Source organism: Streptomyces africanus (assembly GCF_030816955.1).
Lineage (GTDB): Bacteria > Actinomycetota > Actinomycetes > Streptomycetales > Streptomycetaceae > Streptomyces > Streptomyces africanus.
In genome coordinates this window covers 8,037,736-8,057,571 of record NZ_JAUSYP010000001.1, presented here as the reverse complement: position 1 = coordinate 8,057,571, position 19,836 = coordinate 8,037,736, and the positions used below count along the sequence as shown (strand labels likewise).

At 71.9% G+C, this 19,836-nt stretch carries 17 protein-coding genes; 9 read left to right on the top strand and 8 right to left on the bottom strand.

All coding sequences use genetic code 11. The features are described from left to right. Positions 1 to 761 precede the first annotated feature (761 nt). The 5 genes from QF034_RS36665 to QF034_RS36645 all read left to right on the top strand — a co-directional run bounded on the left by QF034_RS36665 (position 762) and on the right by QF034_RS36645 (position 5,839). Positions 762 to 1,970, top strand: coding sequence for a right-handed parallel beta-helix repeat-containing protein (locus QF034_RS36665; protein WP_307178959.1), 1,209 nt, complete (start codon positions 762 to 764; stop codon positions 1,968 to 1,970). A 373-nt stretch (positions 1,971 to 2,343) separates the two neighbouring features. Next, positions 2,344 to 2,790, top strand: a complete 447-nt coding sequence (locus tag QF034_RS36660) for a DUF485 domain-containing protein (RefSeq protein WP_307178958.1) — start codon at positions 2,344 to 2,346, stop codon at positions 2,788 to 2,790. Beyond that, positions 2,784 to 4,379 (top strand): sodium/solute symporter, encoded by a 1,596-nt coding sequence (locus QF034_RS36655; RefSeq protein ID WP_307178957.1) that lies wholly within the window; start codon positions 2,784 to 2,786, stop codon positions 4,377 to 4,379. The genes QF034_RS36660 and QF034_RS36655 overlap by 7 nt, the downstream gene beginning before the upstream one ends. A 112-nt stretch (positions 4,380 to 4,491) precedes the next feature. Continuing rightward, positions 4,492 to 4,662 carry a 50S ribosomal protein L32 gene (gene rpmF / locus QF034_RS36650; protein WP_010043581.1) on the top strand — a complete coding sequence of 57 codons (171 nt, stop codon included), beginning with the start codon at positions 4,492 to 4,494 and terminating at the stop codon, positions 4,660 to 4,662. 4 nt (positions 4,663 to 4,666) lie between these two features. Next, positions 4,667 to 5,839 (top strand): GTP-binding protein, encoded by a 1,173-nt coding sequence (locus QF034_RS36645; RefSeq protein WP_307178956.1) that lies wholly within the window; start codon positions 4,667 to 4,669, stop codon positions 5,837 to 5,839. On the opposite strand, the gene QF034_RS36640 is transcribed toward QF034_RS36645, so the two are convergent. After that, entirely contained in the window at positions 5,782 to 6,513 is a 732-nt protein-coding gene (locus QF034_RS36640) for a nucleotidyltransferase domain-containing protein (protein ID WP_307178955.1), read from the bottom strand. The two genes, QF034_RS36645 and QF034_RS36640, sit on opposite strands and share 58 nt — an antisense overlap. Before the next feature lie 144 nt (positions 6,514 to 6,657). Between QF034_RS36640 and QF034_RS36635 the strand changes: the two genes are divergently transcribed. Together QF034_RS36635 and QF034_RS36630 are read left to right on the top strand one after the other, a co-directional pair. Next, positions 6,658 to 7,656, top strand: a complete 999-nt coding sequence (locus tag QF034_RS36635) for an LLM class flavin-dependent oxidoreductase (protein ID WP_307178954.1) — start codon at positions 6,658 to 6,660, stop codon at positions 7,654 to 7,656. A gap of 11 nt (positions 7,657 to 7,667) precedes the next feature. Beyond that, positions 7,668 to 10,016: an ATP-binding cassette domain-containing protein gene (locus QF034_RS36630; RefSeq protein ID WP_307178953.1), complete on the top strand. Its 2,349-nt coding sequence runs from the start codon at positions 7,668 to 7,670 to the stop codon at positions 10,014 to 10,016. Between the two features lie 14 nt (positions 10,017 to 10,030). On the opposite strand, the gene QF034_RS36625 is transcribed toward QF034_RS36630, so the two are convergent. The 5 genes from QF034_RS36625 to QF034_RS36605 form a co-directional block, all read right to left on the bottom strand. After that, positions 10,031 to 10,846 carry a lysophospholipid acyltransferase family protein gene (locus QF034_RS36625; RefSeq protein ID WP_307178952.1) on the bottom strand — a complete coding sequence of 272 codons (816 nt, stop codon included), beginning with the start codon at positions 10,844 to 10,846 and terminating at the stop codon, positions 10,031 to 10,033. Further along, positions 10,846 to 11,613, bottom strand: a complete 768-nt coding sequence (locus tag QF034_RS36620; RefSeq protein ID WP_307178951.1) for a GNAT family N-acetyltransferase — start codon at positions 11,611 to 11,613, stop codon at positions 10,846 to 10,848. Before QF034_RS36620 ends, QF034_RS36625 begins: the two co-directional genes overlap by 1 nt. A gap of 207 nt (positions 11,614 to 11,820) precedes the next feature. Further along, positions 11,821 to 12,570: a succinate dehydrogenase/fumarate reductase iron-sulfur subunit gene (locus tag QF034_RS36615; protein WP_307178950.1), complete on the bottom strand. Its 750-nt coding sequence runs from the start codon at positions 12,568 to 12,570 to the stop codon at positions 11,821 to 11,823. After that, positions 12,567 to 14,513, bottom strand: coding sequence for a fumarate reductase/succinate dehydrogenase flavoprotein subunit (locus QF034_RS36610; protein ID WP_307178949.1), 1,947 nt, complete (start codon positions 14,511 to 14,513; stop codon positions 12,567 to 12,569). Before QF034_RS36610 ends, QF034_RS36615 begins: the two co-directional genes overlap by 4 nt. 1 nt (position 14,514) lies before the next feature. Beyond that, positions 14,515 to 15,186 carry a succinate dehydrogenase gene (locus QF034_RS36605; RefSeq protein WP_307178948.1) on the bottom strand — a complete coding sequence of 224 codons (672 nt, stop codon included), beginning with the start codon at positions 15,184 to 15,186 and terminating at the stop codon, positions 14,515 to 14,517. A 119-nt stretch (positions 15,187 to 15,305) separates the two neighbouring features. On the opposite strand from QF034_RS36605, the gene QF034_RS36600 reads away from it, so the two are divergent. Next, on the top strand, positions 15,306 to 16,190 hold the full coding sequence (locus QF034_RS36600) for a LysR family transcriptional regulator (RefSeq protein ID WP_086558838.1): 885 nt from the start codon (positions 15,306 to 15,308) through the stop codon (positions 16,188 to 16,190). A gap of 60 nt (positions 16,191 to 16,250) precedes the next feature. Continuing rightward, entirely contained in the window at positions 16,251 to 16,571 is a 321-nt protein-coding gene (locus tag QF034_RS36595; RefSeq protein WP_307178947.1) for a hypothetical protein, read from the top strand. A gap of 219 nt (positions 16,572 to 16,790) precedes the next feature. Here QF034_RS36595 and QF034_RS36590 read toward each other — a convergent pair whose 3' ends face one another. Both QF034_RS36590 and QF034_RS36585 read right to left on the bottom strand, forming a co-directional pair. Next, on the bottom strand, positions 16,791 to 18,935 hold the full coding sequence (locus tag QF034_RS36590) for a putative bifunctional diguanylate cyclase/phosphodiesterase (protein ID WP_307178946.1): 2,145 nt from the start codon (positions 18,933 to 18,935) through the stop codon (positions 16,791 to 16,793). Then, positions 18,932 to 19,744, bottom strand: a complete 813-nt coding sequence (locus QF034_RS36585; RefSeq protein WP_307178945.1) for an SAM-dependent methyltransferase — start codon at positions 19,742 to 19,744, stop codon at positions 18,932 to 18,934. The genes QF034_RS36590 and QF034_RS36585 overlap by 4 nt, the downstream gene beginning before the upstream one ends. Between the last annotated feature and the right edge of the window lie 92 nt (positions 19,745 to 19,836).

Sequence of the window (19,836 nt, the reverse complement as noted above, 5' to 3'; positions counted from 1 at the left end):
GCGGTTCCAGTCGCCCGCCCAGGGCACGCCGACCGCGCGAACGCCGGGGCGGGCGGCGATGGTCCCCTGCCGGGTCCCGGCAGGCGGGCCCCCGGGCCGCCTCCCTCGGAGCCGGTGCGTGGCCCGGACCGTACCGGCAGTACTCGCCGACGTCCGCCCCGGCCGGGGGGGGAACGGGGCTGCGCCCACGGCCGACCGCCACCCGGGCGGCGGGCCCCTGCCCGGCCCCAGTCCGGCAGAACACGAGACCGCACCCGGAGCCCGTCCCTCGCCCCGCCCCGCCCCGCACCGCGCCCCAGCCCGCAGCCCGCAGCCCGCAGCCCGCAGCCCGCAGCCCGCAGGAACGGGAACCCGGCCACGGCCGAGACGAACACCCTGGCGGCATGCCCGCTGCGTGGCTCCCGTCCACGGGCTGGCGAGAGCCGTGCTGTGCCCACGCTCACACCCGGCCCCCGCGAAGGGCCCCGCCCACGGCCGACCCGACAACCGAGCAGCGAGCCCACTGCCCGGCTTCAGCCGGCGTGCCCGGCAGGCCCTGCGGACCACGGCGTGCCCCGCACCTGCACTCCCGCCGCCAGCCCCGAGGGCGGTGCCGCGCCCGTGCCCGCCCCCTCCCCCACCCCGCCGACCGGGTCCGGCAGCCTCGCCGCGAACTGCCTGCCCGCCCTCCCCGCCCCCGCCGCGTCCCGTGCCCCGGCAACCTTCACCCCCCGGGCGGCCACTGGTCTGCGACACCCATGCAAGTACAGGCAGGAGGACGTATGCGTAACGCAGCGATCTGGTCCGTGGCGACGGCGGGGGCCGCGGTGGCCATGGCGCTGGGCGGGCCGGCGGGGTCGGCAGCCGCGGCGGGGACGACCCTGGTCGTGGCGCCGGGCGGGGACGACTCCGGCCCGGGGACGCTCGACCGGCCGTTGAGGAGCATTCAGCGGGCCGTGGACCTGGCGAAGCCGGGCGACACCATCAGCGTGCGCGGCGGGACGTACGCCCTCACCGACAACATCACCATCACCGGCTCGGGAACCGCCTCCCAGCCCATCACCCTCGCGCCCCACCAGGGCGAGCGCGTGGTCGTCGACGGGGAGAAGCTGCCCGCCGGCCACACCCCGGTCGGCGGCAGCATCCCGCGTGCCGAGCGCGGGGCGATCCACATGGAGGCGTCGCACTGGCGGATCTCGGGCCTGGAGATCGTCAACGGCCCGTACGGCGTGTACTGCGACGGCTGCAACAGCAATGTCTTCGCACGCCTGAGCACGCACGACAACTACGAGTCCGGCTTCCAGCTCCAGGGCGCCTCCAGCAACAATCAAATCCTGAACCTGGACAGTTACGGCAACCGCGACCCCCGCAAGAACGGCGAGAGCGCCGACGGCCTGGCCGTCAAGGAGGGCAGCGGTTCGGGCAACGTGGTGCGCGGCGCCCGGCTGTGGAACAACGTCGACGACGGCTTCGACGCCTGGAAGTTCGACTCCCCGGTCACGATCGAGAACACCGTGGCGTACGGCAACGGCTTCAACCGCTGGAACTTCCCCGACTTCGCGGGCGACGGGAACGGTTTCAAACTCGGCGGCGGCAGCCCGGCCCCGGCCGTGTCCCACATCGTCCGGGGCAGCGTCGCGTTCAAGAACGCCAAGCACGGCTTCACCGACAACGGCAACCCCGGCTCCCTCGCCCTGAGCCGCAACTCCACGTACGCCAACGCCGGTACGGGCTTCGACGCCGACGTCTCGGGCGGAACCGCCAGGCTCACCGGCAACCTCTCCATCGCCGACCAGCGCCCGGCTGCCGTCGGGTCCAAAACCGTCGCCAGCGGCAACACATGGAACATCGGCGGCACTTGGGACGCCGCCTCGGTCCTGAGCGCCGACCCGGCCCCGCTCACCGGCCCCCGGGCGGCGGACGGCTCGCTGCCGAAGGCGCCGGCGTTCCTCGTCCCCCGGTCCGGCACCGCCGTCGGCGCCCGCTTCTGACCAGGCCGTCCGGAGAAATGGTCCGTACTACTCACCGGCGGCCTCCACTATCGCCAATCTTCGACCGTGGCGTGAATGAGCCATGCAGAGCCGTCAATTGACCCACACAGTTGATGGCTCAAGCGTCGCACTGACATACTCCGCATTCAGCCTCGCCACCACCCGTGGGCGGGGCTGGCCGGGGATCTCCACACAGAACCCCGAGGCAGTTCGCGTGAATCCGGACAGCGAGTTTTCCGGTTTCACGAGATCCCCACAGAGCCCGCACCCCCACAGTGCGCCCGGCATCCCTCCACCCTGCTCGAAAGCCGGACGAGACCACTGACTCGAAGGGGTCGAGTGCGGGGCACGAAGCAGCGAAGAAGGTGCGCCTGTGCCCGAATTTCCACCGCGACGGGATGACACTCCCACATTTCCGCTTCCGCACATCGAACACACTCCGCCCTCTCGTATATCCGATCATCCCGAATTCCACTCGCTGCGTCGCGCGCAGCGCCGGTTCGGCACCCGGGCGACGATCCTGTCCGTCGGCGGATTCCTGCTGTATGTGCTGTTGTCGAGTTTTGTGCCCGCGGTGATGAACCAGCCACTGTTCGGCCACCTCACGATCGGACTCACCCTCGGCCTCGGCCAGTTCGTCATCATGGGCGTGACCGCGTGGTGCTACGTCCGGCACATGCGCACCCGCGTCGATCCGCTCGCCCGCGGCCTGAGGTCCCGGCAGCACGAGAACGACAACCGCCGCGCCCGCTCGGCGGCGGCACCCCAAGGGGCCGGGCAGTCCCTCCAGCACGGGACGAGGGGGTTCCGCACGTGGTGACGCTCGCCGCCATCGACGACAGCAGCCTCCAGCTGACGTTCGTCCTGTTCCTGACCGTCGTCGTGATCACCCTGTTCACGGCACTGCTGACGGCGCCTCAGCGCGACGAGATCAGCGAGTTCTACCTCGGCAACCGCGCCATGTCGCCGTTGCGCAACGGCCTCGCCATGTGCGGCGACTACCTCTCCGCCGCCACCCTGCTGGGCAGCACCGGACTGGTCGCCCTGACCGGGTACGACGGGCTGATGTACCTCGGCGGCACGACCGTCGCCTGGATGATGGTGCTGCTGCTCATCGCCGAACCCCTGCACCGCACGGGCAGGTTCACCCTGGGCGACACGGTGGCGCTGCGTCTGCCCCGGCAGCAGCGGCCGGTGCGGGTCGCGCTGGCCGTCTGCATCCTGGCGATCGCGACCCTCTACCTGGTGGCCCAACTCGTGGGCAGCGTCACCCTGTTGACCCAGTTCACCGGCGTCCCGAGCGGCACCACCCGTACCCTGTGCGTGGTCGTGATCGGTACCTTCGTGATCCTCTACGCCTCGCTCGGCGGCATGCCCGGAGCGACGGTCGTCCAGATCATCAAGGCCGTGATGCTGGTCGCGGGCGTGCTGTTCACCGCGGGCTGGGTGCTCTACCGCTTCGACTGGAACCCCAACGCCCTGCTGGAAAGGGCGGCCGACCGCAGCGGAACGGGCCTGACCTTCCTCGAACCCGGGCTGCGCTACGGCGGCACCGTCAGCAACAAGCTGGACTTCCTCAGCCTCGAACTGGCCATCGTCCTCGGTCTCGCCGCCCTTCCGCACGTGCTGATGCGGCTGCTCGCCCCGCGCAGCAGCGGCGTCCTGCGCTCCTCCGTGCTGTGGGCCGTCGGCCTGGTCGGCGCGGTCTGCTTCGGGGCCGGCATCCTCGGCCTCGGTGCCACCGCGCTCCTCGGCCGGGAGGCCATCGAGAGCACGGACCGCACCGGCAACGCCTCCGTCCTGCTGCTCGCGCACGAGCTGGGCGGCAGTGTCCTCACCGCGCTGCTGACCTGCCTGGCGTACCTGACGCTGCTCGCCGTGGCGGTGGGCCTCACCCTGGCCGCGGCCTCGTCCCTGGCGCATGACCTGTACAGCGAGGTGATCCGCAAGGGCCGGGCGAGCGAGACGGAGGAGCTGACCGTCGCCCGGCTGTCCGGGGCCGTCATCGGCATCCTCGGCATCCTGCTCGCCCTCGTCGCCTGGGGGGCGAACACCGCGACGCTCGCGTTCCTCGCCTTCGCGATCGCGGCGTCCGCGATCCTGCCGACGATCATCTACACCCTCTTCTGGCGCCGCTTCACGGCGAAGGGAGCACTGCTCAGCCTCTACGGCGGCCTGCTCTGCTCCGTCCTGCTCGCGGTGTTCTCCCCCGTGGTCTCCTCCGCCCCGGCCTCGTTCTACCCCGAGGCCGACTTCGCCTGGTTCCCGCTCCAGAACCCCGGCATCGTCTCCATCCCCGTGGGCTTCCTGCTGGGCTGGCTCGGCACGGTTCTGGACAAGGACCCGGCCGAGGACGGCAGCGCTCACGAGGAGTTCGAGGTGCGGATGCTCGTGGGCGCCGACGACTGACGCACCGGACCGGGACACCGGACGACGGGCACGGGGCATCGAGGGCGCGAATTGTTAATGGGATCCATTTTCATGTAGCGTCCTCGATGCCTGCCCACCGAGGAGGAGTCCCATGGCTGTCCCGAAGCGGAAGATGTCCCGCAGCAACACCCGTCACCGCCGCGCCCAGTGGAAGGCCGCCACGCCGACGCTGGTCCCGGTCACCGTCGACGGCGTCCGTCACCTCGTACCGCAGAACCTGGTCAAGGCCTACGAGCGCGGCCTGCTGCGCCCCGAGGGCTGACACCGTGTCGTACGCACGACTGCCCGTCACCGTGCTCTCCGGATTCCTCGGGGCGGGCAAGACCACCCTGCTCAACCACGTCCTGGCCAATCGCCAGGGACTGCGCGTCGCCGTCATCGTCAACGACATGAGCGAGGTCAACATCGACGCGGCCCTGGTGCGTGGCGGCGATGCCGCCCTGTCGCGGACCGAGGAACGCCTGGTCGAGATGACCAACGGCTGCATCTGCTGCACGCTCCGCGACGACCTGCTGGACGAGGTGGACCGGCTGGCCCGCGAGGGCCGGTTCGACCATCTCCTCATCGAGAGCTCCGGCATATCGGAGCCGATGCCCGTCGCGGCCACCTTCGCCTTCGCCCGTGACGACGGCGCCACCCTCGACGACGTGGCCCTGCTCGACACCATGGTCACGGTCGTCGACGCGGCCAACTTCCTCGCCGAGCTGGAGAGCGGCGACGACCTCGCCGAGCGGGATCTCGCCCCGTACGAGGACGACGAGCGCACGGTCAGCGATCTGCTCGTCGACCAGGTCGAGTTCGCCGACGTCCTGGTCCTCAACAAGCTCGACCTGGTCGACGAGGAGGCCGCGGCCCGGCTGCGGGCGGCCCTGACCCGGCTGAACCCGCTCGCCCGGCTGGTCCCGGCGACGCACGGCCGGGTGGACCTCCGCCAGGTGCTCGGCACCCGCCTTTTCGACCTGGACCGCGCCCAGCAGGCGCCGGGCTGGGTCCGTGAACTCAACGGCGACCACGTCCCCGAGACGGAGGAGTACGGCATCTCCTCCACCGTCTTCCGCTCCGAACTCCCCTTCCACCCCCAGCGGTTGTGGACCTTCGTCACGGAGGAACCGGACACCGGCGGACACGGGCGGATCCTGCGCTCCAAGGGCTTCTTCACCCTGGCGAGCCGGCCGCACGTGACGGGCCTGTGGTCACAGGCCGGCTCCGTCGCCCGCTTCGAACCGTCCGTGGCCCGCGACGCCGGCGCCCCGCACGCGCAGGAGCTGGTGTTCATCGGGACGGGGCTGGACGCTCCGGCTCTGCACTCCGCCCTGACCGACTGCCTGATGGCACCCGGCGAGCCCGTGCCGGCGGACGACCCGTTCCCCGCCTGGGACACCTACGGCATCGACGAGGCCTGCGAGCACGAGCACGACGGGGCGGTCTCCGCGGTGTAGAAGAGGCCGCGGACCCGGCGCAGCCACGCCTCGACGGCCGCCTCGTCGGGCCGCTCGGGCAGCACGGTGGGCGTCTCGTCGAAGGCGGCCTCGTAGTGCCTGAGCAGGGGCAGCGCGGCCGCCGGGTCGGCGGCGACGCGCTCGCCGAAGGCGTGGTACTCCTCGGGGTCCTCGACGCGGATCTCCAGTCGGCCGGTGGTGTACAGCGACAGGCCCTGGTGACACAGCCGCTTCAGATGCCGGGCGTGCTTCGCGGTGCGCTTTCGGGTGTCCGCCGAGAACGAACCGTCCCCGCGGTTCTCGAGCCGGCGGAACTGCTGGGTGGCGTAGCCGAGATAGGCGTCCCGGACGCGCTTCGCGCACAGGAACGACGCACGTATGCCGATCAGTTCGTCGCCCAGCGGGGTACGCACCTCGTACAGCTCGTCCGGGAGCCACACCAGTTCCATGGCGGTCGGATTGCCGCCGAGGGCGAGTCGGCACCACTTGGCGGCCTCGTGCAGGGTGCGGTCCGGTGCCGTGGTGACGTGGGACTCCTTCGGCGTGTGGAGCCCGTGCAGAGCCTCCGTGGGCGCGGCGAACATGCCGAGGCGGTCTATGTCCGAGCCCTGGTGGGCCAGGCCGTACGCGGTCGAGCCGACGATGCCGGACAGCAGGATGTTCGCGACGGCCATGGCCGGTCCCCCTCTTCACGCGCTGTACCCGGCGGTGCCGGGCCGTGCCGCTCCATTGTCCTGACGTGCGGGGATGCGGTCACCGGGTTTTCGACGAGGCGGCACCGGCGGGAATGCCACGATCCGTCACGCGTTGAACCCGGTGTGAGTTCCTCGATCGCCTCCACCCGTTTCTCCGTCCTCGACCGCTCCCGCACCCGCGAGGGGCACACGCATCCCGAGGCGCTGCGTGACACCGTGCGGCTGGCCGGGGAGCTGGAGGGGCTCGGGTACCACCGGCTGTGGGTCTCGGAGCACCACGGCGTTCCCGGGGTCGCCGGTTCCGCGCCGACCGTGCTGGCGGCGGCCGTCGCCGCCGCGACGCGGACGATCCGGGTCGGTACCGGCGGGGTGATGCTGCCCAACCACCGGCCGCTGGTCGTGGCCGAGCAGTTCGGGGTGCTGGAGTCGCTGTTCCCGGGGCGGATCGACATGGGGCTGGGACGGTCCGTCGGCTTCACGGACGGGGTGCGCAGGGCGCTGGGCCGTGACAAGGAGGACGCCGAGGACTTCGAGGCCCAGCTGCGGGAGCTGCTCGGCTGGTTCCGGGGCACCTCCCCGACCGGGGTGCACGCCCGCCCCGCCGAGGGACTGGCCGTACCGCCGTTCGTCCTGGCCATGGGCGAGGGCGCCGGCATCGCGGCCCGCCTCGGGCTGCCCATGGTGATCGGCGACCTCCGCAACCGGGACAAGATGCGGCGCGGCATCGACCACTACCGCGACGCTTTCCGCCCCTCGGCCTGGGCGAGCGAGCCCTACGTCGTCATCTCCGGCACGATCGCCGTGGCCGACACCCCCGAGGAGGCCCGGCGGCTGCTGATCCCCGAGGCCTGGGCGATGGCGTACTCCCGCACCCACGGCACCTTCCCGCCCCTGCCGCCCGCGCAGCGCGTGGAGGCGCTCACCATGACCGCCAAGGAGCGCGGCTTCTACGAGTCCGGGCTGACCGGCCACATCGCCGGCACCGAGGAGCAGGTCGCACACGAACTGGAGACGGTGCTGAAGGAGTCGGGAGCGCAGGAGGTCCTGGTCACCACCAGCACGTACGACCGCGAGGCGCTGCGGGACTCCTACCGGCGGCTGGCCGCGATCGCCGCCGGTTAGAGTCGTTGCCCATGCACGACCCTCACGGCCCCCACGACCCGTACGTCCGCGTCCGCGGCGCCCGCGAGCACAATCTCAAGGGCGTCGACGTCGACATCCCCCGGGACGTGCTGGCCGTGTTCACCGGCGTGTCCGGCTCGGGCAAGTCGTCGCTGGCGTTCGGCACGATCTACGCGGAGGCGCAGCGGCGTTACTTCGAGTCGGTCGCGCCGTACGCGCGACGGCTGATCCACCAGGTCGGCGCGCCGAAGGTCGGGGAGATCACCGGTCTGCCCCCGGCCGTCTCGCTCCAGCAGCGCCGCGCGGCACCCACCTCGCGCTCCTCGGTCGGCACCGTCACCAACCTCTCGAACTCGCTGCGCATGCTGTTCTCCCGGGCCGGCACCTACCCGCCCGGTGCCGGGCGCCTGGACTCCGACGCCTTCTCGCCCAACACGGCGGCCGGGGCCTGCCCGGAGTGCCACGGGCTCGGCCGGGTGCACCGTACGAGCGAGGAGTTACTGGTCCCCGATCCGTCGCTGTCGATCCGCGAGGGCGCGATCGCCGCGTGGCCGGGCGCCTGGCAGGGCAAGAACCTGCGGGACGTCCTCGACGCGCTCGGGTACGACGTGGACCGGCCGTGGCGGGAGCTGCCCGCCGAGGCGCGTGAGTGGATCCTGTTCACGGACGAGCAGCCGGTGGTCACCGTGCACCCGGTGCGGGACGCGGACCGCATCCAGCGGCCGTACCAGGGCACGTACATGAGCGCCCGGCGGTACGTGATGAAGACGTTCTCGGACTCCAAGAGCCCGGCTCTGCGAGCGAAGGCCGAGCGGTTCCTGACCAGCGCGCCCTGCCCGGCCTGCGGTGGCAGCCGACTGCGGCCGGAGGCCCTGGCGGTGACGTTCGGCGGCCGGACCGTCGCCGAGCTGGCGGCGCTGCCGCTGGTGGAGCTGGCCGCCGCGCTCGACGCGACATCCCATACCGCCCGGGTCCTCACCGACGACCTCACCTCGCGCATCGCGCCGGTCGTCGAACTCGGCCTCGGCTACCTCAGCCTGGACCGGCCCACCCCCACCCTCTCCGCCGGCGAGCTGCAACGCCTGCGCCTGGCCACCCAGCTGCGTTCCGGCCTGTTCGGTGTCGTCTACGTCCTGGACGAGCCGTCGGCCGGGCTGCACCCGGCGGACACCGAGGCGCTGCTGGTCGTGCTGGAGCGGCTGAAGGCGGCCGGGAACTCGGTGTTCGTGGTCGAGCACCACCTCGATGTGGTGCGCGGTGCCGACTGGCTGGTGGACGTGGGTCCGCACGCGGGTGAGCACGGCGGGCGGGTGCTGCACAGCGGCCCGGTCGCCGGGCTGGCGGCCGTCGAGGAGTCGGCGACGGCCCGGTACCTGTTCGACCGCTCCCCCGTCCCGGCGCGCGAGGTCCGCGCACCGAGCGGGTGGCTGAAGACCGGGCCGATCACCCGGCACAACCTGCGCGGTGTGTCCGCCGCGTTCCCGCTCGGCGCGTTCACCGCGGTCACCGGGGTGTCCGGCTCCGGCAAGTCCACGCTCATCGGGGAGATCACGCAGGACACGGCCGGGGTGGGACGGCTGGTCTCGGTCGACCAGAAGCCGATCGGACGCACCCCCCGCTCGAACCTCGCGACGTACACCGGTCTCTTCGACGTCGTGCGCAAGGTGTTCGCGGCCACCGACGGGGCGCTGGAACGGGGCTACGGCGTCGGCCGGTTCTCCTTCAACGTGGCGGGCGGGCGCTGCGAGACCTGCCAGGGCGAAGGGTTCGTCAGCGTGGAGCTGCTGTTCCTGCCGAGCACGTACGCGCCCTGCCCGGCCTGCGGCGGGGCCCGGTACAACCCGGAGACGCTGGAGGTGACGTACCGGGGGCGGAACATCGCCCAGGTGCTGGATCTGACGGTGGAGAGCGCGGCGGAGTTCTTCGCCGACACCCCGGCCGTCGCCCGCAGCCTCGCCACCCTGCTCGACGTGGGCCTTGGCTACCTCCGCCTCGGCCAGCCCGCGACCGAGCTGTCCGGCGGCGAGGCCCAGCGCATCAAACTGGCGAGCGAACTGCAGCGCGGCCGGCGCGGCCACACCCTCTACCTCCTCGACGAGCCCACGACCGGCCTCCACCCGGCCGACGTGGACGTCCTGATGCGCCAGCTGCACGGCCTCGTCGACGCCGGGCACACCGTGATCGTCGTCGAGCACGACATGTCCGTCGTCGCGGGCGCGGACTGGGTCGTCGATCTCGGCCCGGGCGGCGGCGACGCGGGCGGCCGGATCGTGGCGGCGGGACCGCCGGCGGAGGTGGCACGCTCGGAGCAGAGCAGGACAGCGCCGTATCTCGCGCGCGTACTGTCCGGCTCTCGCTGAAACGTCCGCGGCCGCTACGCCACCAGCACCGTGTGCGTCCACGCCGGCATCGCCGTCTCCTGGGACTGTGCGGAGCGGGCGAGAGACCGGCGGTCGGGGCGGCTGCCCGGCGGGATGGCCGGCCGTACCTCGACCTCCGCGACCAGGCCGCGGGTCGTCGCGACCCGCCACAGGGAGGCGAGCAGGGTGTCGTCGCCGACGAACGCGGGAGCGGTGGTGGCGGTTCCGCCGGTGACCCGGTAGCCGATCCGGACCGGCTGGACCGGCACCCCGGCGTCCAGGGCGGCCTGGAAGACGGCACGGCGGAAGGTGCCCTGGGCCCGGCCGCACCAGGTGCTGCCCTCGGGGAAGGCCGCGACGGCGGCGCCCTCGCGCAGGGCCCGGGCGATACGGGCGACGGTGTCCGGGAGGGCCCGCAGCCGGTCCCGGTCGATGAACACGGTGCCGCCTCGGGCGGCCAGCGGGCCGGCGACGGGCCACCTCCGTACCTCGGTCTTGGCCAGCATCCGGGCGGGGCGTACGGCGGCGAGCAGCGGGATGTCCAGCCACGAGATGTGGTTGGCGACCAGCAGCAGCCCGCCGGCGGGGGCGGCGGCGCCGGTGACGCGGACCCGGACCCCCGCGGCCCGTACGATCCACCGGCACCACCGCCGGATCAGGGATGCCGGTATCCGTGCGCCGAGCGGCGACAGGGCGATCCCCGCGAGCAGCAGCAGGGCGACCCCGGTCAGCCGCAGCACGGCACGCGGCACGGCCCGCGCCGGCAGCCCCGCCGGCGCCTCGACGCAGGCCTGCGGTGTGCACGGCGCGGTGGGCAGCCAGGCACTCATCAGGCGGGCACGAGGGACAGGAAGTGCCGCAGGTAGCGCGGGTTGACCCGGCTCATCGGCAGCAGCACGTACAGGTCGGCGACGCCGAAGGCCGGGTCGTGGGCGGGTTCGCCGCACACCCAGGCGCCGAGGCGCAGATAGCCGCGCAGCAGGGCGGGCAGTTCGACGCGGGTGGCGGGCGCGGGGCCCGGGACCCACGGCAGCAGCGGCCGGACGCGGTACTCCTGCGGCGACAGGTGCTTGGCGCTCACCCGGTCCCAGGTGGCGGAGGCGAGGGTGCCGCCGTCGGCGAGCGGGACGGAGCAGCAGCCGGCGAGCCACTCGTGGCCCCGGTCGGTCATGTAGCGGGCGATCCCGGCCCAGATGAGGCTGATGACCGCGCCGTCGCGGTGGTCGGGGTGCACACAGGAGCGGCCGACCTCGACGAGCTCCGGCCGGATTCCGGCGAGGGAGCCCAGGTCGAACTCGCTCTCGGAGTACAGCCGCCCGGCGACCGCCGCGCGCTCCGGCGGCAGCAGCCGGTAGGTGCCGACGACCTGGCCGGTCGTCTCCTCGCGGACGAGCAGGTGGTCGCAGTACGCGTCGAACGGGTCGACGTCCAGGCCCGGTTGCGGGCCGGCCAGCAGGGCGCCGAGCTCCCCGGCGAAGACGTCGTGCCGCAGCCGCTGGGCGGCGCGCACGTCCTCCTCGGTGCGGGCGAGGGTGACGGTGTAGCGGGTGGGGGCCGTGGGCTGCGCGGGGCGGTCGACGGTCAGTACGCCGGTCATGGCTCTCTCCTGGTCACGGGCCGGGGGCGGCGAGCGGTGCCGCCGCCACTGTTGTGCCCGTGCCGCCTGACCTTCGCGTGACCAGTGCCGGGAGCGCGGATGCCGGGATGTTGAATGCCTGGAGCCCGGAAAGGCGAGACGGGGCCGGTGAGCACCAACCGGCCCCGCCCGTCCGCACCAGACGGCGAACGCTCTACCTGCCCGGACCTACCGCTTGCTCACCTTCCGCGTAGCCCGCAGCCACTCCTTGTTCATGCCGGTGATGGACATGAGCGGAATCCCCTTGGGACAGGCCGTGGCGCACTCCCCGGCGAGCGTGCACCCCCCGAACCCCTCCTCGTCCATCTGCGCCACCATGTCCAGCACCCGCGTCTCCCGCTCGGGCGCCCCCTGCGGCAGCACGTTGAGATGGTTGATCTTGGCGGACGTGAACAGCATCGCCGCCCCGTTCGGGCACGCCGCGACACACGCACCGCACCCGATGCACTCGGCGTGTTCGAAGGCGAAGTCGGCGTCCGGCTTCGGCACCGGCGTGGCGTGTGCTTCCGGAGCCGCACCCGTGGGCGCGGTGATGTACCCGCCGGCCTGGATGATCCGGTCGAACGCCGAACGGTCGACGACCAGGTCCTTGATCACCGGGAACGCGGACGCCCTCCACGGCTCGATGTCGATGGTGTCGCCGTCCGAGAACGACCTCATGTGCAGCTGGCACGTGGTCGTCCGCTCGGGCCCGTGCGCATCGCCGTTGATGACGAGCGAACACGCGCCGCAGATGCCCTCGCGGCAGTCGTGGTCGAAGGCGACCGGGTCCTCGCCCTTGAGGATGAGCTCCTCGTTGAGGGTGTCGAGCATCTCCAGGAAGGACATGTCGGGGGAGATCCCGTCCACCTCGTACGTGGACATGGCGCCTTCGGCGTCGGCGTTCTGCTGGCGCCAGACGCGCAGGGTGAGCTTCATGCGTAGCTCCGCTGGGTGGGGTGGACGTACTCGAAGACCAGGTCTTCCTTGTGCAGGGTCGGAGCCTCGCCGGTGCCGTTGAACTCCCAGGCGGCCGCGTACGCGAACTCCTCGTCCTTGCGGGCGGCCTCGCCGTCGGGCGTCTGGGAGTCCTCGCGGAAGTGGCCGCCGCAGGACTCGCCGCGGTGCAGCGCGTCGAGGCACATCAGCTCGGCCAGCTCCAGGTAGTCGACGACGCGGTTGGCCTTCTCCAGCGACTGGTTGAACTCCTCGCCGGTGCCGGGGACCTTGATGCGCCGCCAGAACTCCTCGCGGATCTGCGGGATGCGCTCCAGCGCCTTGCGCAGCCCCGAGTCGGTGCGGGCCATGCCGCAGAACTCCCACATGAGCTCGCCGACCTCGCGGTGGAAGGAGTCGGGCGTGCGGTCGCCGTCGACGGACAGCAGCAGGTGGAGCCGGTCCTCGGTCTCGGCCAGCACCTCCTGGACGACCGGGTGGGCGGCGTCGACCCGGTCCCCCAGCGGGTTGCGGGCGAGGTAGTCGTTGATGGTCGCCGGGAGCACGAAGTAGCCGTCGGCCAGGCCCTGCATCAGCGCGGAGGCGCCGAGCCGGTTGGCCCCGTGGTCGGAGAAGTTGGCCTCGCCGATAGCGAACAGGCCGGGGATGGTGGTCTGGAGGTCGTAGTCGACCCACAGGCCGCCCATCGTGTAGTGCACGGCGGGGTAGATCCGCATGGGGACCCGGTACGGATCCTCGTCGGTGATCCGCTGGTACATGTCGAAGAGGTTGCCGTACTTGGCCTCGACGGCCTTACGGCCCATGCGCTCGATGGCGTCGGCGAAGTCGAGGTAGACGCCCTGCCCACCGGGGCCGACGCCCCGCCCCTCGTCGCAGACGTTCTTCGCGGCGCGGGAGGCGATGTCACGCGGCACCAGGTTGCCGAAGGACGGGTAGATGCGCTCCAGGTAGTAGTCGCGCTCGTCCTCGGGGATCTCGTTCGGCGGGCGGTCGTCGCCCTTGGCCTTCGGCACCCAGATGCGGCCGTCGTTGCGCAGCGACTCGCTCATCAGCGTCAGCTTGGACTGGTGGTCGCCGGTGCGCGGGATGCAGGTGGGGTGGATCTGGGTGAAGCAGGGGTTGGCGAAGTAGGCGCCGCGCCGGTGCGCCCGCCAGATCGCGGTGGCGTTGGAGTTCATGGCGTTCGTCGACAGGTAGAAGACGTTGCCGTAGCCGCCGCTCGCCAGCACCACCGCGTCCGCGAAGTACGTGTCGATCTTGCCGGTGATGAGGTCGCGGGCGACGATCCCGCGCGCCCGCCCGTCGACGACGATCAGGTCGAGCATCTCGGTGCGCGGGTGCATCTCGACGTTCCCCGCGGCGATCTGCCGGCTGAGGGCCTGGTAGGCGCCGAGCAGCAGCTGCTGTCCCGTCTGTCCGCGGGCGTAGAAGGTCCGCGAGACCTGGACGCCGCCGAAGGAACGGGTGTCGAGCAGGCCGCCGTACTCGCGGGCGAACGGCACGCCCTGGGCCACGCACTGGTCGATGATCTCGACGGAGATCTGCGCGAGGCGGTGGACGTTGGACTCGCGGGCCCGGAAGTCGCCGCCCTTGACGGTGTCGTAGAACAGCCGGTGGACGGAGTCGCCGTCGTTGCGGTAGTTCTTCGCGGCGTTGATGCCGCCCTGCGCGGCGATGGAGTGGGCGCGGCGCGGGGAGTCCTGGTAGCAGAACTGGACGACGTGGTAGCCCTGTTCGGCGAGGGTGGCCCCGGCGGACCCGCCGGCGAGGCCGGTGCCGACGACGATGACGGTGTGCTTGCGCCGGTTGGCGGGGTTGACCAGCTTGGCCTCGAAGCGGCGCTTGTCCCAGCGCTCGTGGACGGGGCCCTGCGGGGCCTTGGTGTCGACGACCGGTGCACCGGTCGTGTAGTCGGTGTAGGTCATGTCAGCTCACCACTCCGGTCATGACGCCCACGGGTACGGCGATGAACCCGGCCGTGAGCAGCAGCGCGAGGACGTTGGCGACGATCTTGAGCGCACGGTCGCGGGTGCGGCTGCCGGCGCCGAGGGTCTGGGCGGCACTCCAGAAGCCGTGCCGGATGTGCAGGCCGAGCGCGAGCATCGCGACGATGTAGATGGCGTTGCCGTACCAGGTGGAGAAGGTGTCCACGACGTTCTGGTACGGGTGGCCCTCCTGGAAGCCTCCCGAGTGCACGGTGCCGGTGGTCAGGTCGAGGACGTGCCAGACGATGAACAGGCCGAGGATGATCCCGCCCCAGCGCATGGTGCGCGTCGCGTAACTGGCCCGCGGCCTCTTGTGCACGTACTTGCCGGGGCGCGCCCTGATGTCGCGGCGGCTGAGCTGGTACGCGGAGACGGCGTGCGCGACGACGGCGGCCACCAGCACGACGCGGATCAGCCACAGCGTCCACTCGTAGTGCATGAACGGCTCGCCGACGGTGCGCAGCCAGTGTCCGTACGCGTTGAACTCGCCGGCCCCGAAGTAGATCTTCAGGTTTCCGATCATGTGGGCGACCAGGTACAGCAGCATGATCAGGCCGCTGACCGCCATCACGGTCTTCTTGCCGAGGGTGGAGTCCCACACGGTGCGTGCCATGGACGGCCGTCGTTCCGTCCGCGTTGCCAGAGCCATGCCACAGCACGCTACGGACACGCGGCCGATCGGTCCAAGACATGGTGCGGCTTGATTCCATAGGCCGGGGCTATCGTACGAGTATGCAGTTCCATCAGCTCCAGTACTTCGTGGCCGTCGCCGAGACCCGGCACTTCACTCGGGCCGCCGATCTGGTCCATGTCGCGCAGCCCTCGCTGTCGCAGCAGATCAAGGCGCTGGAGCGGGAGCTGGGCGCGGACCTGTTCCTGCGGGCGCGCGGCAACATCACGCTCACGGACGCCGGTGAGGCCCTGCTCCCCCTGGCCCGGCGCATCCTGGCCGACGCGGACACCGCCCGGCACGAGGTGCTGGAGCTGGTGCAGCTGCGGCAGGGGCGGGTGCGGCTCGGTGCCACGCCCAGCCTGTGCACGGGCCTGCTGCCGGACGTGCTGCGCGCCTTCCACGACCGCTACCCGGGCATCCGGCTGCTGATCGAGGAGGGCGGTTCGCACGACCTGGTGCGGGAGCTGGCCCGCGGCGCGCTGGATCTCGCCCTGGTGGTGCTGCCCCTGCCGACGCCGTCCCCGGCGCTGACCACGGTGGAGCTGCTGCGCGAGGACCTCGTCGTGGTCTCCTCCCCCGAGGCGCCGAGACCCGGCCGGGGCCGGCGCACCGTTCGCGTCGCCGACCTGGAGGGCGAGCGCCTGGTGATGTTCCGGCACGGCTACGACCTGCGCGAACTGACCGTGGCGGCGTGCCGCGCGGAGGGGTTCGAGCCGGACTTCGCGGTGGAGGGCGGGGAGATGGACGCGGTGCTGGGGTTCGTGCGGGCGGGGCTGGGGGTGGCCGTCGTGCCGCGCATGGTGGCCGCGCGGTCCGGGCGCGGCCTGCGGGTCACGCCGCTGGCCCGGCCCGGCCTGCACCGCACGATCGCCCTCGCACACCGCAGCGATGTGGCTCCGCCACGGGCCGCGAGGGAGTTGCAGCGGATGCTGCTGGAGCGGTGAGCCCCCTGCAGGACACGGATATTCGCCGCAACCTGGAGCCTTCGTGCGTACGCTCGACCTGTGTGTGGTGAGCAGGACGCCAGGTATGGGGACGACACGAAGGTGCTGGCGGCGATCGGGACCCACGTCGCGACGCAGACCGACCGGGTCACGGTGCGGCTGCCGAGGGCACTGGCCGAGGCGGCGGTGGCCGCGTGGGAGCGCGAGGAGAACGACGCGCCGGCAGAGGAGACGCCCGAGCGATACGCGCTGCGTGACCGTGCCGCCGAGCTGGCGCTGATCGGTCTCGCGATCACGGAACGCGGCCGCTGGGAGGGCGAGGAGGTCGCCGTCGACCTGGACCTCGCCTCCGCGGGAGCGGCCGTCCGAGCCGCGCAGTGACCGGCCGGCCCCGCTCGGCCGCGTCACCCGGTGGCGGCCGCGGGTTCCCGCCCGGCGTGCGGCCGCTGCGGCCCGTATCCGCTCCGGCGAGGTCCGGGCCTGTTCGCACGACGTGGCCAGGTCGAAGCGGACCGCCTCGCCCGCCATCGAGCCGCCCCGGAAGGGGACCATGCCGGCGAAGGGCGCCTCGAAGGCGGTGTTGCCTGGGCGGGACCCCCGTCAGCCCGTTGCGTCCGCCAGTGCCAGCTCGTGCAACCTGTCCGGCGGGCCGGGGCGGGCGTAGTACCAGCCCTGGGCGGTGTCGCAGCCCAGGATGCGGAGCTGCTCGGCCTGCGCCCCTGTCTCGACGCCTTCCACGGTGACCGCGAGGTCCAGGCTGTGGGCCAGGGAGACGATCCCCTCGACGATCTTCAGGTCGACGGGGTCGGCCGGGAACTGCTGCATGCTCTGGGTGAAGGAGCGGTCCAGTTTCAGGATGCTGACCGGCAGGCGGCGCAGGTTGGCGAGGTTGGAGTAGCCGGTGCCGAAGTCGTCCAGGGCGATGTCGACGCCCATCTCCGCCAGGCGGCGCAACGGTTTCAGCAGGTCGTCGTCCGCGCCGATCAGCGCCGACTCCGTGACCTCCAGGCAGAGCGCGTCCGGTTCGATGCCCGTGCGTTCCAGGATGTCGACGGTGTCCTGGACCAGCCCGGGGTGGGTCAACTGGCAGGGCGAGAGGTTGACGTTGATCCGCAGCGGGCCCACCGCCTCGAGGCCGCCGTGCAGTTCACGCCACTCGCGGGCCTGCCGTACCGACTGTTCCAGGACCCACCGGCCCAGCGGCACGATCAGCCCGGTGTGTTCGGCGAGCGGGATGAACCGGTCCGGGCCGAGTACCCCGTGCTGCGGATGCAGCCAGCGCACCAGGGCCTCCGCACCGCGCACACTGCCGTCGCCGAGATGGACCAGCGGCTGGTACTCGATGAAGAACTCGCCCCGCTCCAGGGCCGTCGGCAGCGCCGTGGTCAGCCCGTGCCGGGTGATGGCGCGGGCGTCCGCCTCCGGGTCGGCTAGTTCGAAGCGGTTGCCGCCCGCCGACTTGGCCCGGTACATGGTGATGTCGGCGCTGCGCAGCACCTCCGCCGGGCTGCGCTCCCCGGCCGGGCCCTCGACGATGCCGATGCTGCCGCGCACGGTCAGTTCCCGGCCGTCGACGCTGATCGGGGCGAGCAGCGCGTTCATGATGCGCGTGGCGAGCTCGTCGACCTCGCGCTGGGTGTCGGGGCCCGTGGTGAGAGCCACGAACTCGTCGCCGCCGAGCCGGGCGACCATCTCTCCGGGCGCGGTGGCGCAGGACTGGAGCCGGTCGGCGACCTCCACCAGCAGCCGGTCGCCGGCCGCGTGGCCGAGGCTGTCGTTGATGGTCTTGAAGCCGTCGAGGTCGAGGTAGCACAGGCCGAACCGCTGGCCCTTCCCGGCGCCCAGTGCCTTCTCCAGGCGCTCGAAGAAGAAGGTGCGGTTCGGCAGCCCGGTCAGCGCGTCGTGCGTGGCCTCGTAGCGCAGCCTCAGGTTGAGCAGCCGGCGCTCGGTGGTGTCCTCCATCAGCGCGAGCTGGTACTGCGGGCTGCCGTCGGCGTCCCGCAGCAGGGAGACCGTCAGGTTGGTCCACAGGACCGTTCCGTCGGGGCGGTAGAACGCCTTCTCCACGTGGTAGTGCTCACGCTCGCCGCGCACGAGTTCGTCGTAGAGCCGCCAGGTCTGCGGCGCGTCGTCCGGGTGGGTCCACTCCCTGACGTTGCGGGTGCGCATCGTCTGCTCGGAGACCCCGAACATGCGCAGCAGCGCGCCGTTGACCTGGAGGATGTTGCCGTCGAGGTCGGCCATGCCGATGCCTATGGCCGCGCCCTCGAAGACCGCGCGGAAGCGGGCCTCGGTCGCGTGCAGGGCCTGCGCCACCACGCCCTGCGCCCGCAGGGCGGCCTGGGCGATGGCCTCCTGCTCGGCCAGCGTCCGTTCGCGCAGCGCCTGCGCGAAGCCGGCGGCCATCGCGTGCTGGAGCCGTGCGGAGCGCGCCCGCAGGTCCTCCTGGTCGCCGTCACCGCCGCAGTACAGGACCAGGTAGGCGTCCACACAGTCCAGCGTGCGGCTGAGCGCCTCCGGGTCGGTGCAGTGCGCGTCCACGAGGGCGGCGCCCACCGCCCTGCCCTCGTCGGCGTCGAAGGCCCGGGCCAGCAGTGCCCGGCTCAGCCTCCGGGCCAGCGGCAGCAGGTGTTCCTCGAACTCGGGCCGGGTCGACGACGTCGAGGTCACCGGGAAGACGGCCCGGCTCCAGATCGTCGCGAACCGGCGCAGTCTGTCCTCCGGCCCGTCCGGTTCCGCGATCACGCCGTACGCCCCACGCCCGCGAAACCGGAGAACGCATACGGATCCTCGTCCTCCGGTGCGGTGTCGGGCCGCCAGCGCGGCATCGCCACCAGTCCGGGTTCCACCATGTCGTACCCCTTGAAGAACCGCGCGATCTCCTCGCGCGAGCGCATGATCAGCGGGTTGCGGATGTCCTGGTACACGTTCACCGCGCCCCCGGCCCGCTCCGGCGGCAGCGGGATGCCCTCGTACGAGGCATGGGTGAGCACGAGCAGGCTGCCGGGCGCGAGTGCCTCGCCCAGCTCGGCCACCGCCCCGTACGGGTCGTCCTCGTCTTCCACGAAGTGCAGTATGGCAACGAGGAGCAGCGCCACTGGCTGATTCAGGTCGATCAGCCGCTCCACTTCGGGGCTGCGCAGGATCTCCTGGGGCTTGAGCAGGTCCGCGGCGACGACGGCCGCGTCGTCGTTGCCCTCCAGGACCACCTGGCTGTGCGCCACGGCCACCGGGTCGTGGTCGACGTACACCACGCGCGCGCCGGGGCGGGCGGCCTGGGCCACCTCGTGCACATTGCCGAAGGTGGGTATGCCGGAGCCGATGTCCAGGAACTGGCTGATGCCCTGGTCGGCCGCGTACCGCACGGCGCGGCGCATGAACGCCCGGTTCGCCTGCATGATCTTGGGGAGTCCCGGCATGAACTCCATGGCCCTGCGGGCCGCTTGCCGGTCGACCTCGAAGTTGTGCGATCCGCCCAGGTAGTAGTCGTACATCCGGGAGACGCTGGGCACCGAGATGTCGATGCTCCGTGGGGCCCAGGCGGGACGCTCCATCTATCTCTCCAAGGCGTAGGCGATCCGGTGTTCGAGCAGAGGCTACTGATCGCCCGCCAATGGAGCGACCCGAAACGGAAATTGACCATCCG